The sequence below is a fragment of the Micromonospora sp. WMMA1947 genome (assembly GCF_027497355.1).
GTDB lineage: Bacteria > Actinomycetota > Actinomycetes > Mycobacteriales > Micromonosporaceae > Micromonospora.
In genome coordinates this window covers 1,785,536-1,799,211 of record NZ_CP114909.1, presented here as the reverse complement: position 1 = coordinate 1,799,211, position 13,676 = coordinate 1,785,536, and the positions used below count along the sequence as shown (strand labels likewise).

Below are 13,676 nucleotides of genomic sequence, written 5' to 3'. Positions count from 1 at the left end.
GTCAGGGCTGTCTGTCCGATGTCGATCAGTCGAAGTAGCGGCGCAGCTCCCGGGTGAGCACCTTGCCGGTGGCGTTGCGCGGCAGGTATTTCACGAACACCACGTCGCGGGGCACGGAGAAGCGGGCCAGGTAGCGGCGGACGTACTCGCGGACCGCCTCCGGGTCGAGCGTCTCGCCGGTGTGCAGCGCCAGGAACGCGGCCAGCCGCTGGCCGTAGTCGGGGTCCGGTACGCCGATCACGGCGACCTCGCGGACCTGCGGCAACCGGGCGATCAGATCCTCCACCTCGGACGGGAAGACGTTCTCCCCACCCGAGACGATCATGTCGTCGGCCCGGCCGTCGACGAAGAGCAGCCCGTCGGCGTTCAGCCGGCCCAGGTCGCCGGTGTCGAGCAGGCCGTCGCGGCTCTCCCGGCCGGCGCCCGAGGTGTAGCCCTCGAACAGCATCTCGTTGCCCACGAAGATCCGCCCGACCTCGCCGTCGCGGACCGCCCGGCCGGTCTCGTCCAGGATGGCCAGCCGGGTGCCGTGCGGCGGCCGGCCGGCGGTGGTGGGCGCGGCGCGCAGCTCGCGCGGGCCGGCGATGGAGGCCCAGGAGACCTCGGTCGAGCCGTACAGGTTGTAGAGCACGTCGCCGTACCGGTCCATGAACGCGACGGCCAGGTTGCCGGGCAGCGCGGAACCGCTGACCGCCACCACCTTGAGCGCCGGCCGGGGCTGCGGCGGCGCCACCTCCATCAGCCGTTGCAGCATCACCGGTACGGCGAACATCGCGTCGCACCGCTGGTCGACCAGCGCGGCGAGCGTGGCGGCCGGGTCGAAGCGGCGGTGCAGCACGACTGTGGCGCGCAGCGCGAACGAGACCTGCAGTGCGGCGTACCCCCAGGTGTGGAAGACCGGCGCGGCGATCATCACGGTGTTCTTCGCGTGCAGCGGGATGCGGTCGATGATGGACACCAGCGGGCCGAAGCCGTGCGGGGTGGGCCGCCGGGCGCCCTTGGGCGCGCCTGTGGTGCCGGAGGTCAGCACTATGGTGCGGCCCTCGCGCTCCGGCGGCTGGAGCTTCTCGCCGGGGACCGCGGCGGCGATCAGCTCCTCCTGCCGCCGCTCGTCGACCCGGTGCAGCTCGGCCGGGAGGCCGAGGACGCGCTCGGTGAACTCGCCGTCGTGCACGAGGACGCGCAGGCCCTGTTCCTCGGCCACGGTCACCAGTTGCGCGGCGGACAGCCCGGTGTTGACCAGGACGGCGTCCGCGCCGAGCAGCATCGTGGCCACTATCGCCTCGATCAGGCCGTGATGGTTGCGGCAGAGCACCCCCACCCGGTCGCCGGTCTGGACGCCGAGGTGGGACCGCAGCGACCGGGCCAGCCGCTCGGAGCGGTCGAGCAGTTCCTGGTACGTCATTGTGGCGCCGCGTTCGTCGACCACGGCGACGCGGCCGGGGTCGCGGGCGGCGGCCTGGCGCAGCTCCCCGGCGAGGCTCCAGCCCCACCGGCGCAGCGCGTTCAGCTGGGAGACCACCCGGATCGGTCCGCCCGGGGCGAGCAGTCCACGTCGGGTCAGCGTGGCGGCGATGAACGGCAGGTCCACGGCGCAACTCCTTCGCGTTCGTGGTTCGTCGACCAGGCTCCGGACGGTCGGCCGCCCGGTTCGGCGTGATCTTGTGCCCGATCGCGGTTCGGGTCGGCCCGGGAGCGGCGGCCCGGCCCGCGACGACTCTCGTGCCGTCACGGGTCGGGCCGCGGCCCGCCGGCGGTCAGCGGATCTGCATCCCGGAGATGGCCCGGGAGATGACCAGCCGCTGGATCTCGGAGGTGCCTTCGAAGATGGTGTAGATCTTGGCATCGCGGTACCACCGCTCGACCGGGTGGTCGCGCAGGAAGCCGGCGCCGCCGAGGAGCTGGACCGCCTTGTCGGTCACCGAGACGGCCACCTCGCCGGCCTTGAGCTTGGACATCGAGCCCTCGCCGGCGGTGAACGGCCGGTTGTTGCGGCCCATCCAGGAGGCGCGCCAGACCAGCAGCCGGGCCGCGTCGATCTCCATCTTCATGTCGGCGAGCGCGAACGCGACCGCCTGGTTCTCGATGATCGGCCGTCCGAACTGGACCCGCTCCTTGGCGTAGTCCAGGGCGTACTCGTAGGCGGCGCGGGCCACGCCGAGCGCCTGCGCGCCGACCGTCGGACGGGACAGTTCGAACGTCCGCATCGCCGCCTGGCCGGAGGCGCGCTGCCCGGACCGGGCGCGGGCCAGGCGCTCGTCGAGCGCGTCCTTGCCGCCGAGCAGGCAGCGGCCGGGCACCCGGACGTCGTCGAGGAAGACGTCGGCGGTGTGCGAGGCGCGCAGGCCCAGCTTGCGCAGCTTGCGGGTGGCGGCCAGACCGGGCGTGCCCGGGGGTACGACGAACGCGGCCTGCCCGCGCGAGCCCAGCTCGGGGTCGATCGAGGCGGTCACCACGTGCACGCCGGCGATGCCGCCGTTCGTGGCGTACGCCTTCTGCCCGTTGAGCACCCACTCGTCGGTGGCCTCGTCGTAGACGGCGCGGGTACGCATCGAGCCGACGTCGGAACCGGCTTCCGGCTCACTCGTGCAGAACGCGGCGACGGCCGGGGAGTCGACGTCGCCGAAGCACTGCGGCACCCACTCGACGAGCTGGTCGGGGGTGCCGGCGCCGTAGATCGCGGCGACCGCGAGGGAGGTGCCGAAGATGCTCAGGCCGATGCCGGCGTCACCCCAGAAGAGTTCCTCGCTGGCGATCGGCAGGGAGAGGCCGGTGGGGTCGGCCCAGCAGGTGGCGAGGAACTCGAACCCGTACAGGCCGACCTTCGCGGCCTCCTGGATGATCGGCCAGGGGGTCTCCTCCCGGGCGTCCCACTCGGCCGCGGCCGGGCGCACGACCTCGGCTGCGAAGCCGTGCACCCAGTCGCGAAGGTCCCGCTGTTCCTCGTTCAGGTCGAGCGAGAACTCGGCCATGTCAGGCCTTGGGGATGTCGAACAGGTTGGCGATGTTGGCGGCCAGGCCCAGGTCGCCCTTGGCCTTCAGCTTGCCGGTCATGAACATCATCACCGGGTTGGCGCCACCGGAGACGATCTTCAGGAACTCGACCGGGCCCATGGTGAGGCTCAGCTTCGGGTCACGGGTCGCGGTCTCCGAGACGGTGCAGGTGCCGTTCTCGATGACGATCTCGTAGGTGTCGGTGCCACCGTCCGGACGGCCGGTGATGTTCCAGTGGATGACCGCGTTGGTGGCACCGGCGCGGTCGGCGCGGAACAGCGTGGGCATCCGGTTGAAGACCTCGCTGAGGATCTTGCCGCGCGCCTCACCGGACATGATCTCGTTGATCTTGGCGTCCGGCGTGGACTTGACCAGCTGCGCGAACTCCTTCGGGCCGACGTTCGCGAAGTTGGCCGGGTCGAAGTCAGTCATGGGGGATTGCACCTCTCGGGCGGGGCCACTTTGGTTACTCTGGCGTAACCTTACGCACGGGTAGGTATGCTCGCAAGGGTGTCCAGCACGCCGACCTTCAAGCGCCTCCCCCGGGCCGTACGCGAGCAGCAGATGCTCGACGCGGCGGTGAAGGTGTTCTCCCGCCGCGGCTTCCACGCCGCCAGCATGGACGAGATCGCCGACGACGCCGGCATCTCCAAGCCGATGGTCTACGCCTACCTCGGCACCAAGGAGGAACTCTTCATCGCCTGCCTGCACCGGGAGAGCACCCGGATGATGGAGGCGATCGCCGGCGCCGCCGCCCCCGACCTGCCCGCCGACGAGCGGCTCTGGCGCGGGCTGCGCGCGTTCTTCGGCTTCGTCGGCGCACACCGCGACGGCTGGGCGGTGCTCTACCGGCAGGCCCGCGGCTCCCAGCCGTTCGCCGCCGAACTCGCCGCCATGCGCGGCCGGCTGGTCGAGGTGGTCGCCGGAATGCTCGACCACGCGCTGCGGGCCGAGGGGCGCGAGGTCGGCGCGACCGACCTGGAGGTCGTCTCGTACGCCCTGGTCGGGGCCACCGAGTCGCTCGCCGACTGGCTGGCCGACCATCCGGAGGCGGACGCGGAGAAGACTGCGACCCGGATGATGAACGCCGCCTGGCTGGGCGCCGGCCAACTGCTGCGTGGTGTGACGTGGCATCCACCGGGTGCGGGGTAAGGAAGGGCCCCTTATAACGCCTCCGGTAGTACAAGGGCCCCCTTTTAGTGAGTGTTTGAGATTTGGGGTGCGGCGGCGTGTTGGGTTGAGGTGAGGGAAGGCCCTCGGTAGGTCCGGTGGTGTCGAGCCAACCGTTTCCATACCGAGGGCCTTCTGATGACGTTGTACCCGATCACTGTCACGCCGTCCGCGTCGCCCCGCCGTTATCCGTCGCAGCGGGTGCGGCGGGAACGGGAACGGGCGGTGCGGCGGCGGTATCCCGGTGATCTGACCGATGCGCAGTGGGCGTTGATCGCGCCGCTGGTCACGCCGGTGTCGGTCGGTCGGCGGGGGCGGCCGCCGTCGCATCCGATGCGGGCGATCGTCACGGCGATCTTGTATGTGGCCTGCACCGGTTGTCCGTGGCGGGCCCTGCCGCGGGAGTTCCCGCCCCCGGGGACGGTGTACTGGTGGTTCGCTCGATGGCGCGATGACCACACGTTGATGCGTCTGCACGACCGGTTGCGGGAGCAGTGCCGTACCGCCGCCGGACGGCACGCGCATCCCAGCGCCGGAGCGATCGATTCTCAGTCGGTGCGCGCCGCGGACACCGTGCCCCGACACAGCCGCGGTTTCGACGTGGCGAAGAAGGTCAACGGCCGTAAACGCCACATCGTCGTGGACACCATGGGCCTACTCCTGGCCGTCATGGTCACCGGCGCGCACGTCAACGACCGCAGCATCGCCCGGGACCTGCTCTGGCGCACCCGGCTGTTCCACCCCCGCCTACGCCTGCTCTGGGCAGACGGCGGCTACATCGGCACCCTGAGCACCTGGGCCCGCCACGCCCTCGACCTCACCGTGCACCTGGTCCGCAAACTCCCCGGACAACACACCTTCGTCGTGCTGCCCCGCCGCTGGGTCGTCGAACGCACCTTCGCCTGGATCAGCAAGAAACGCCGCTGCGTCCGCGACTACGAACGCCTACCGGCCAGCCACGCCGCCTTCGTTACCTGGGCCATGATCCACGTCATGGTCACCCGCCTGGCCCGACACACGAAACCGGCCCAGGCAACCCACACCTGAGCCGGAATCTCAAACACTCACTTAACAGTCGCGCCGGGCGGCAGCCCGCCGGCGCGCCCGCCGCCGGCCCCAGCGGACGGCCTCGAACAGGCCGGTGACCGCCAGCGAGATGGCGACGCCGGCGAGCAGCCCGGACAGCGGGTTGTGCTCGAACGCCAGGCCACCGAAGTAGCCGAGCAGCCCGCAGTAGACCCCCCAGGTGGTGCACGCCAGGCCGTCGTACAGCAGGAACGTGCGCGCCGGGTAGCGGACCGCGCCCATGGTCAGCGTGACCGCGGTCCGGCCGCCGGGGACGTACCGGGCGGTGGTCAGGATCATCCCGCCGCGCCTGTCGACCGCCCGGCGGGCCCACTCCGAGCTGGCCCGCCGCCTGCTGTCCGCCGGGAAGCGGGTCAGCCGGTGCGCGCCGCCGCCGCGCCCGATCGCGTACGAGATGTGGTCGCCCACGAGCGCGCCCACCGCGGCGGTCACGATCACCAGCACCAGGTTCGGTTCGCCGCCGGCCGCGAAGACCCCGGCGGTGATCACCACGGTCTCGCCGGGGACCGCCGGGAAGAACGCGTCGACCGCGGTGACCGCGATGATCAGCAGGTACACCCACGGCGAGGTCACCGTCTGGTGCAGCAGGTCGAGCACGTCCCCCATGCACCCATGCTCGGGGGTGCGGTGTTAAGCAGGGGCCCTTCCCATGCAAAAGGCGTTAACAAGGGGCCCTTCCTTCTCCTCGGCCGTCGGCCCGCGCGATGTGAGCACCACCGGCGCGCCCAGCGCCTCCGAGACGGCCGCCGTCCAGTCGGCCGGTGACTCGCCGAGCACCGGCCGGGCACGCAGCAGCCGCTGCGTGAGCGCCGCCTGCCGGTCCAGGTCACCGGCCGGGCCGGGGACGAGCCGGTCGATGCCCTCGTACCGGCGGCAGATCCGCAGCTCCGGACCGGCCAGGTCGAGGTGGGTCAGCGCCAGCCCGTCCACCCCACCGGCCACCTCCAGCGCGTACCGGTGGGCGACCGCGTCGAAGTGCCCGAACCGGAACCGCCCCTGCCAGGGGTTCGTCCCGTTGTGGCGGTCGGTGAACGGCAGCGCCGCGTCCTCGGTGACCAACGGCCCGGGACCGTGCCGCGTGGTGGTGGTCCGCAGCACGCCGAGCCGCTGCGCGGTACCGGCCATGCCCGCCTCGGCGAGCAGCGTCTCGGCGTTGGCGAACGTCGTGGTGCTCCACGTCGTGTACGGGTGGAAGCCGTGCCACTCGTCCAGCAGCACCCCCTGGGCGCCCTCGAAGACGCAGGTGCCCTCGCGCAGCGCCGATGCCAGCCAGGTCCGGTCGACGATCGCGACCCGGCGCGCGAAGGCCGCGTACGCGGGCAGGCAGTCCTGGACCGGCGGCGCGTCCAGCGGCCCCAGCTCGGCGGTGAGCCGGTCGCGCAGCGCGGTCAGCCGCCGGCGCAGCACCGCCGGGCGGCGGCAGTCCGCCACCCGGGGTGCCTCGTCGGGGTGGGCGAGGCCGTACGCGACAGCCTCGCCCACCCCGAGCCCGCAGGAGCCGTGCCGGTCGGCTCCCCGGGCGATCTCCCGGGCGCGATTCGCGGCCCGGTGGTACGGGGTGGCGAGCAGCGCCTCCCCGTCCACTGTCAGACGGTCGAGCGCGTCTGGCACGCCGACCGACGCGAGGTGGTCGGCCTCGGCGGCCAGCGCCAGCGGGTCCACCACGACGTGCCGCGCCAGGTGTGTCCGTACGCCGGGTCGGAACGTTCCGGCGCCGAACTGCGCGAACGTGTGGTGCCTCCCGTCGCGCAGGACGACGTTGTGCGCCGCCTGCGCGCCCCCGTTGAACCGGATCACCGTGTGCACCTGCCGGGTGGCGCAGAGCAGGTCCACCACGGTGCCCTTGCCGGCGTCGCCGTAGCCGAGGTCGACCACCATCACGTGGTTCACAGCCGGGTGACCCCGCTTCCGCCGTCGGCGGGGCTGAACGGCAGCGTCGCCACCGCGCGCCGGCCCGAGCCGAGCCGGGCCAGGGCCTTCGAGACGGTACGGGTGGCGGTGGAGCCGGCCCGGTCCAGGTCGCGCAGCCCGGCGTCCAGGTCGATGGCCTGCTCGCCCAGGCCGACGGTGAGCGCGATCGTCTCGCAGACCGCGTCCAGGTCGTCCAGTTCGACGGCGTTCTGCCCGAGCAGGCCGCGCCAGAAGTCGAGCACCTTGCGGTTGCCCGCGTAGTGGCTGCCGGCGGGCAGCAGGTAGTAGGTGTCCCAGCGCGCGGTCACCTCGTCCACGATCTGCCGGACCGGCATGTCCTCGCGCAGGTCGTCGCCGATCAGCCGGGCCACCTCAGCGGTCTTCACGGCCGGGTACGCCAGTTCGTCGCCGATGATGAACAGGTAGCCGCGCCGGCCGCGCTTGTCCCAGCTGTCGGTGGCCGTGTGCCGGGCCATGAAGTAGAGCGCCAGCTCGTACGACTCCATCATCTGGCCGCCACCGCCGCCCTCCAGCACGATCCGGCCGAGGTCGTCGTCCATCCGGTTGTCGGACTCGAACTGCCCGATCTGCAACGGCACCCGGTCGCAGGTGGCGTCGCCGATCGCGCCGAACATGACCTGCGGGTCCGTCGCGTACCCCTGGCGCAGCAGCAGGCCGAGCAGCTGCGGCAGCTTGCTCTGCAGCACCCGGGGCACGTGTCCCATCGAGCCGGTGACGTCGAACAGCACGGCGATCGGCGTCGACTGGGGGTGCTCGGCGGAGTCGCGGCTCTCCCGCAGCGCGTCGCGCGGATCGAGCGCCGGGTGCACCTTGCGGGCGCCGCTGTCGCTGTACGAGAACGCGCTCTTGCCGGTGCGGCGCCGGTAACGGTCGGCGGCGTCGTACACGTCGGTGGACCAGATTCCACTGCCCATGGCAGCCTCCCTACGGGTTGAGGGTGAAGGGTCGGAAGGTGCGCGGCCCGTACAGCCGGTGCAGCACCTCGTCCAGTTCGCGCAGCAGCCGCCAGGCGTCGTCGGGCCGGGTGGCGAGCGCGGTGCCCTGGCAGCCGTCGGCGAAGGCGCGCAGCTCGCGCGGCGCGCGGTCGCCCATCAGCCAGGTCATGCAGCGGGCGGCGAGCGCGATGTCGGTGCCCGGCCCGCACTGCCGCTTCGCGGCGACCTCCGGCGGGTACCAGTCCTCGTGGCCGGGCACCAGCGCCGGCACGAGCCCACCCGGTTCGGCCGAGAAGCACCAGTCGACGAGGACCAGGCCGTGCGCGTCCGGCTCGATCAGCACGTGCCGGGGCAGCACCGCGCCGTGCACGACGCCGGCCCGGTGGGCCAGGCCGAGCGCCACGAGCAGCCGCCGCCACATCCAGGCCGCGTCGCGGGGGTCCAGCCCGTCCGGGTACGCGCGGCGTACGTCGTCCAGGCTGCGCAGCCCGGGTACGGTCACCAGCTCGTTGACCTGCCGTTGCACGCCTGTGGACGGGTCGCGCGCCGGGTAGGAGTCGATGAGCCGGGGCACGTACGCCAGGTGCTTGGCGTCGCCGCGCTCGGCGATCCGGCGTAACGCGCGCGCCTCGCGGGCCATCAGGTCGTTGTCGCCGGGGTGCCGGGCCACCTTGAGCAGCCGTCCGTCCCCGTGGTCGTGCAGGTCGGCGACGTCGCCGGTGTACGCGGGGGCGGGAGTGCGCCACCGGGTGGTGACGGTGACGAGCGCTTCGGCCGCGGCGGCGCGTACCCGCGGGTCGGCCGCGCCCAGCCGGTCGGGGTGCAGCGCGCCGACCAGCTCGCGGTAGCGGCGGGCCGGCTCCTGCGTGCCGAACAGGTCGTCGTCGGTACGCGCGGCCGTGACCAGCCGGATCGCCTCCTCGGTCCTCACCGCACCGTCTCCTCCCGGGCGGGGCGCAGCAGCGCCGGGTGCAGCAGCCGGGCGTCTCCGGCGCGGTAGAGCTTGGCCCGGGGGCCGCCGCGCGCGCCGCCGCGTTCGGTGCTGGCGCCGGTGCTCTCCACGAAGCCGGGCACGGAGAGCACCTTGCGGTGGAAGTTGCCGGCGTGCAGCGGGTGGCCCCAGACCGTCTCGTAGACCTCGCGCAGCTCGGTGATCGTGAACTCGGGGGCGAGGAACCGGGTGGCGAGCGGCGTGTACTCCAGCTTGGAGCGGGCCCGCTCCAGCCCGTCGTCGATGATCCGACCGTGGTCGAAGGCGAGTTGCCGGCTGGTGAGCGCGGTGACCGGCAGCCAGATCGCCTCGTCGGCGTCGGTGTCGGCGACCGGGTCGGGCAGGTCGGGGGCGAACGCCAGGTGCGCGACCGAGACCACCCGCATGCGCGGATCGCGGTCCGGGGCGCCGTAGCTGCCGAGCTGTTCCAGGTGCACCCGGCGCAGCCGCTCGCCGCCGAGGCCGGTCTCCTCGGCCAGCTCGCGCCGGGCACCGGCGGACAGGTCCTCGTCCGGCTGGACGAAGCCGCCGGGCAGGGCCCAGTGCCCCGCGTAGGGCGGCGCGCCCCGGCGGATCAGGAGCAGGTGCAGCGCGCCCTCGCGGATGGTCAGGGCGACCACGTCGACGGTGACCGCGACCGCCGGATAGTCCCGGGGGTCGTATCCGGCGAGGAACTCCTGCTCGTTCACTGTTACTCACTCTCTCAGGTTGAGAACAACTCAATCTGAGAACAACTTAGCGCCGAAAAGAGGGGACGGCAAGTCCCCTCTTTCGCTCAGCGCACCGAACCGGTCAGGTGCGGCCTCCCGTCCCGGGCGCTGTGCAGCGCGAAGTCCCAGCCCGCGCCGTTCGGCGAGGCGCTGAACGCCACAGTCGACGGCAGCGGCACCGGCAGCTTGAACGCCACGTCCACCGTGTACGCCTCTGGTAGCCGGGGTTCCAGCGCGGCCAGGCATCGGGCCTTGCTCCACATGCCGTGCGCGATCGGGCGCGGGAAACCGAACAGCCGCGCGCCCAGCTTCGAGGTGTGGATCGGGTTGTGGTCGCCGGAGACGCGTGCGTAATCAGTACCCACGCGGGGCGTCACCCGCCACCGCGCGGAGAAGGCCGGCGGCGCCGGGCGGTCACCCCGGTCGCGCCGCGGGCCGCCGCGCGCCTTCCCGAGGTACGTGGACACGCCGCGCCACACCTCCTCGCCGCCGATCGAGCCGACCAGCACCACGTCGAGCTGGCGGCCGCGCTCGTGCGGGCGCAGGTTCTCCGCGTACGTGTGGAAGTCGACGCTCTCGCCGGCCTCGACCGGACGGTGCACGGTGATCCGGTTGGCGACGTGCACCACGCCGGTGAGCGGGATGGGAAAGCCCGGACCCGTCATCAGCCGCAGCGACAGCGGGAATCCGAGCACGTGCAGGTACGTGGCCGGCAGCCGGTCGGTCAGCCGGAACCCGCACACCCGGTCGTAGTCCGCCAGATGCCGCTGATCCACGACGACTCCCGAGACGGCCAGTTCGACCGCCGGCACGTCCGCTCCGCGCCGCCCCCCAACCCCAGGCACCACCCCAAGTAGCGCCCGCCGATACAACGCCGAACTGGCAGGCAGCCCGTCCAACTCCACCCGCCGCCGTCCCGCCACCCCTTCACCCCGTCGATCATGAGGTTGGCTGCCTTGTGGATCTCCAGACGTGCCGTCAACTTCATGATCGACGGAGGTCGGGCGGGTGCGGGACTGGGCGAGGGCGGCGGCCCGGGCTGCCGTGAGGTCGCGGGTGGGGCCCTCGATCAGGTCATGCAGGGTCAGGTCGTCGTCCTCGTGGTCCTTCGGCATCACGCCCCCAGGAGGCTCTGGCCGCAGACCCGGACCACGTTGCCGCTGACCGCGCCGCTCGCCGGCCAGGAGAGCCACCCGATCGTCTCGGCCACGTCCACCGGCAGGCCGCCCTGGGCCATGCTGTTCATCCGGCGTCCAGCCTCGCGGATGGTCAGCGGGATACGCGCGGTCAGCCGGGTCTCGATGAAGCCCGGCGCCACAGCGTTCAGGCTGATCCCGCGCTCGCGCAGCACCGGGGAGAGCGAGTCGACAAGGCCGATCACGCCGGCCTTGCTGGTCGCGTAGTTGGTCTGCCCCCGGTTGCCGGCGATCCCGGCGATCGACGAGACCGACACGATCCGGCCGCCGGCCGGGATCAGGTCGCGTTCCAGCAGCACGTCGTTGATGCGCTCCTGGCTGGACAGGTTCACGTCGATCACCGAGTCCCACCGGTCGGCGTCCATCCGGCCCAGCGTCTTGTCCCGGGTGATGCCCGCGTTGTGCACCACCACGTCGACCCGCCCGTGCCGGGACGCCAGGTGCTCCGCCAGCCGGGTCGGCGCATCCGGCGCGGTCAGGTCGAGCTGCACCGCGCTGCCGCCGATGTCGTTGGCGACGGCGGCCAGCTCGTCCCCGGCCGCCGGGATGTCCAGCGCCACCACCTGGGCACCGTCGCGCGCCAGCACCTTCGCCAGCGCCGCGCCGATGCCCCGGGCCGCGCCGGTCACCAGCACCACCTGCCCGTCGAGCGGCCGGTCCCAGTCGGCCGGCGCGACGGCGGTGCCGGCGCCGACCCGGATCACCTGGCCCGAGACGTACGCGGACCGGCCGGAGAGCAGGAACCGGAGCGTGGACTCCAGGCTCACCGGGGTGCCGGCGTCACCCTCGCGTGTCACGTAGACCAGCTGGGCGGTCACGCCCCGGCCGAACTCCTTGCCGATGCTGCGGGTCAGGCCCTCCAGCGCACGCTGGGCGGTAGCCTCCCGGGGGGAGCCGCACTCGGCCGGCGGCGTGCCCAGCACGATCACCCGGCCGCTCGGCAGCAGCGAACGGGCCTGCGGGTGGAAGAAGTCGTAGAGCTGGCGCAGCCCGGCGGAGTCGGTGATGCCGCTGGCGTCGTACACCAGGGCCGCGAAGCGGCGGTCGGCGTCGTGGGCGGCGACCGGATCGGCCAGCTCGACCCCGGCGGCGGTCAGGATCTTCCCGGCCGGCTCGGCGATCCGGCCACCGGCCGAGGAGCCGAGCAGGACCGGCCCGGGAACGAGCGGGTCACCCGGCGTGTGTCGGCGCAGTCGGGGCGGGTCGGGCAGCCCGAGGCGCTTGACCAGCGCGCGACCGGCCCCCGTCTGGACGAAGCTCGCGTACCTGTCGGTCATAGGCGTAGCCTACTGGCGAGTAGGGTTCGGGCAACAGTTTCGAGGGAGGCCGATCGTGCAGAGTGTCCGGCGGGTCGCGGTCATCGGGGGCAATCGCATCCCCTTCGCCCGGTCCAACTCGCGCTACGCGCAGGCGTCGAACGCGGACATGCTCGGTGCGGCGCTCGACGGGCTGGTCGCCCGGTTCGGGCTGGCCGGCGAGCGGGTCGGCGAGGTGGTGGCCGGCGCGGTGCTCAAGCACTCCCGCGACTTCAACCTCACCCGTGAGGTGGTGCTCGGCTCCCGGCTCGACCCGCACACCCCCGCGTACGACATCCAGCAGGCCTGCGGCACCGGGCTGGAAGCGGCCATCCTGGTCGCCAACAAGATCGCCCTCGGGCAGATCGAGGTCGGCATCGCCGGTGGCGTCGACACCACCTCGGACGCGCCGCTCGCCGTCAACGAGGACATGCGGCGCACGCTGCTCCAGCTCAACTCGGCCCGTACGCTCGGCGAACGGCTCAAGATCGCGGCGAAGCTGCGCCCGCACCAGCCGTTCAAGCCGGACATCCCGCGCAACGCCGAACCGCGTACCGGGCTGTCCATGGGTGAGCACGCGGCCCGCACCGCGCTGCGCTGGAACGTCGACCGGACCGCGCAGGACGAACTCGCGCTGCGTTCGCACCAGCGGCTCGCCGCCGCGTACGACAAGGGGTTCTTCGACGACCTGATGACCCCCTACCTGGGGCTGACCCGCGACCAGAACCTGCGGCCGGACACCAGCCTGGAGAAGCTCGGCTCGCTCAAGCCGGTCTTCGGCGCCTCCGGCGCGGACGCCGAGCGGGCCACCATGACCGCCGGCAACTCCTCGCCGCTCACCGACGGCGCGTCGACGGTGCTGCTCGCCTCCGAGGAGTGGGCCAAGGCGCACAACCTGCCGGTGCTGGCCTGGTTCTCCTGGTCCGAGGCCGCCGCCGTCGACTTCGTGCACGGCGACGAGGGCCTGCTGATGGCCCCCGCGTACGCCGTACCCCGGATGCTGGCCCGCGCCGGGCTGAGCCTCCAGGACTTCGACTTCTACGAGATCCACGAGGCGTTCGCCTCGCAGGTGCTGGCCACGCTCGCCGCCTGGGAGTCGCCGGAGTTCTGCAAGGAGCGCCTCGGCCTGGACGCCCCGCTCGGCTCGATCGACAGGGACAAGCTCAACGTCAACGGCTCGTCGCTCGCGGCCGGGCACCCCTTCGCCGCCACCGGCGGCCGCATCGTCGCCACGCTCGCCAAGCTGCTCGATCAGAAGGGGAGCGGGCGCGGCCTGATCTCCATCTGTGCGGCAGGCGGGCAGGGCGTGACGGCGATCCTGGAGCGCTGACGACGGCGTCCCGCCCGGTTCTCCACCGGGCGGGCAA

Annotated in this window: 13 protein-coding genes; 3 read left to right on the top strand and 10 right to left on the bottom strand. The window is 72.6% G+C overall.

Annotated elements, in window-relative coordinates; all coding sequences use genetic code 11:
- Positions 1–25: 25 nt before the first annotated feature.
- The 3 genes from O7604_RS08695 to O7604_RS08685 form a co-directional block, all read right to left on the bottom strand.
- Complete coding sequence (locus O7604_RS08695; RefSeq protein ID WP_281579362.1) at positions 26–1,591, bottom strand: AMP-binding protein; 1,566 nt, start codon at positions 1,589–1,591, stop codon at positions 26–28.
- A 166-nt stretch (positions 1,592–1,757) separates the two neighbouring features.
- Positions 1,758–2,972, bottom strand: a complete 1,215-nt coding sequence (locus tag O7604_RS08690) for an acyl-CoA dehydrogenase family protein (RefSeq protein WP_281579361.1) — start codon at positions 2,970–2,972, stop codon at positions 1,758–1,760.
- Between the two features lies 1 nt (position 2,973).
- Positions 2,974–3,426 (bottom strand): SCP2 sterol-binding domain-containing protein, encoded by a 453-nt coding sequence (locus tag O7604_RS08685; protein ID WP_013283405.1) that lies wholly within the window; start codon positions 3,424–3,426, stop codon positions 2,974–2,976.
- Positions 3,427–3,504: 78 nt separating this feature from the next.
- Between O7604_RS08685 and O7604_RS08680 the strand changes: the two genes are divergently transcribed.
- On the top strand, positions 3,505–4,146 hold the full coding sequence (locus tag O7604_RS08680) for a TetR/AcrR family transcriptional regulator (RefSeq protein WP_281579360.1): 642 nt from the start codon (positions 3,505–3,507) through the stop codon (positions 4,144–4,146).
- Between the two features lie 156 nt (positions 4,147–4,302).
- Positions 4,303–5,211: an IS5 family transposase gene (locus tag O7604_RS08675; RefSeq protein ID WP_281579359.1), complete on the top strand. Its 909-nt coding sequence runs from the start codon at positions 4,303–4,305 to the stop codon at positions 5,209–5,211.
- 21 nt (positions 5,212–5,232) lie between these two features.
- On the opposite strand, the gene O7604_RS08670 is transcribed toward O7604_RS08675, so the two are convergent.
- From O7604_RS08670 to O7604_RS08640, 7 genes are all read right to left on the bottom strand, one after another.
- Positions 5,233–5,856, bottom strand: coding sequence for a DedA family protein (locus tag O7604_RS08670; protein ID WP_281579358.1), 624 nt, complete (start codon positions 5,854–5,856; stop codon positions 5,233–5,235).
- A 24-nt stretch (positions 5,857–5,880) separates the two neighbouring features.
- A complete protein-coding gene (locus tag O7604_RS08665) occupies positions 5,881–7,140 on the bottom strand; it encodes an adenylosuccinate synthetase (protein WP_281579357.1) in 1,260 nt (419 codons plus the stop codon).
- Positions 7,137–8,096: a hypothetical protein gene (locus tag O7604_RS08660; RefSeq protein WP_281579356.1), complete on the bottom strand. Its 960-nt coding sequence runs from the start codon at positions 8,094–8,096 to the stop codon at positions 7,137–7,139. Before O7604_RS08660 ends, O7604_RS08665 begins: the two co-directional genes overlap by 4 nt.
- Positions 8,097–8,106: 10 nt before the next feature.
- Complete coding sequence (locus O7604_RS08655; protein WP_281579355.1) at positions 8,107–9,048, bottom strand: serine/threonine protein kinase; 942 nt, start codon at positions 9,046–9,048, stop codon at positions 8,107–8,109.
- Entirely contained in the window at positions 9,045–9,797 is a 753-nt protein-coding gene (locus O7604_RS08650; RefSeq protein ID WP_121684963.1) for an NUDIX domain-containing protein, read from the bottom strand. Before O7604_RS08650 ends, O7604_RS08655 begins: the two co-directional genes overlap by 4 nt.
- Before the next feature lie 86 nt (positions 9,798–9,883).
- Complete coding sequence (locus tag O7604_RS08645) at positions 9,884–10,933, bottom strand: MaoC/PaaZ C-terminal domain-containing protein (RefSeq protein WP_281579354.1); 1,050 nt, start codon at positions 10,931–10,933, stop codon at positions 9,884–9,886.
- Positions 10,933–12,291, bottom strand: coding sequence for a 3-oxoacyl-ACP reductase (locus O7604_RS08640; protein ID WP_135242738.1), 1,359 nt, complete (start codon positions 12,289–12,291; stop codon positions 10,933–10,935). The genes O7604_RS08645 and O7604_RS08640 overlap by 1 nt, the downstream gene beginning before the upstream one ends.
- A gap of 55 nt (positions 12,292–12,346) precedes the next feature.
- Here O7604_RS08640 and O7604_RS08635 point away from each other — a divergent pair, with 55 nt between their 5' ends.
- Positions 12,347–13,639, top strand: a complete 1,293-nt coding sequence (locus tag O7604_RS08635; protein WP_269703088.1) for an acetyl-CoA C-acetyltransferase — start codon at positions 12,347–12,349, stop codon at positions 13,637–13,639.
- The last annotated feature ends 37 nt before the right edge of the window (positions 13,640–13,676 follow it).

What these genes read in the sequence shown, in the direction of transcription:
- O7604_RS08675 (WP_281579359.1), top strand. Translation starts at nt 4,303, where the DNA reads ATGACGTTGTACCCGATCACTGTCACGCCGTCCGCGTCGCCCCGCCGT.
- O7604_RS08645 (WP_281579354.1), bottom strand. Translation starts at nt 10,933, where the DNA reads ATGCCGAAGGACCACGAGGACGACGACCTGACCCTGCATGACCTGATC.
- O7604_RS08685 (WP_013283405.1), bottom strand. Translation starts at nt 3,426, where the DNA reads ATGACTGACTTCGACCCGGCCAACTTCGCGAACGTCGGCCCGAAGGAG.
- O7604_RS08640 (WP_135242738.1), bottom strand. Translation starts at nt 12,291, where the DNA reads ATGACCGACAGGTACGCGAGCTTCGTCCAGACGGGGGCCGGTCGCGCG.
- O7604_RS08690 (WP_281579361.1), bottom strand. Translation starts at nt 2,972, where the DNA reads ATGGCCGAGTTCTCGCTCGACCTGAACGAGGAACAGCGGGACCTTCGC.
- O7604_RS08660 (WP_281579356.1), bottom strand. Translation starts at nt 8,096, where the DNA reads ATGGGCAGTGGAATCTGGTCCACCGACGTGTACGACGCCGCCGACCGT.
- O7604_RS08670 (WP_281579358.1), bottom strand. Translation starts at nt 5,856, where the DNA reads ATGGGGGACGTGCTCGACCTGCTGCACCAGACGGTGACCTCGCCGTGG.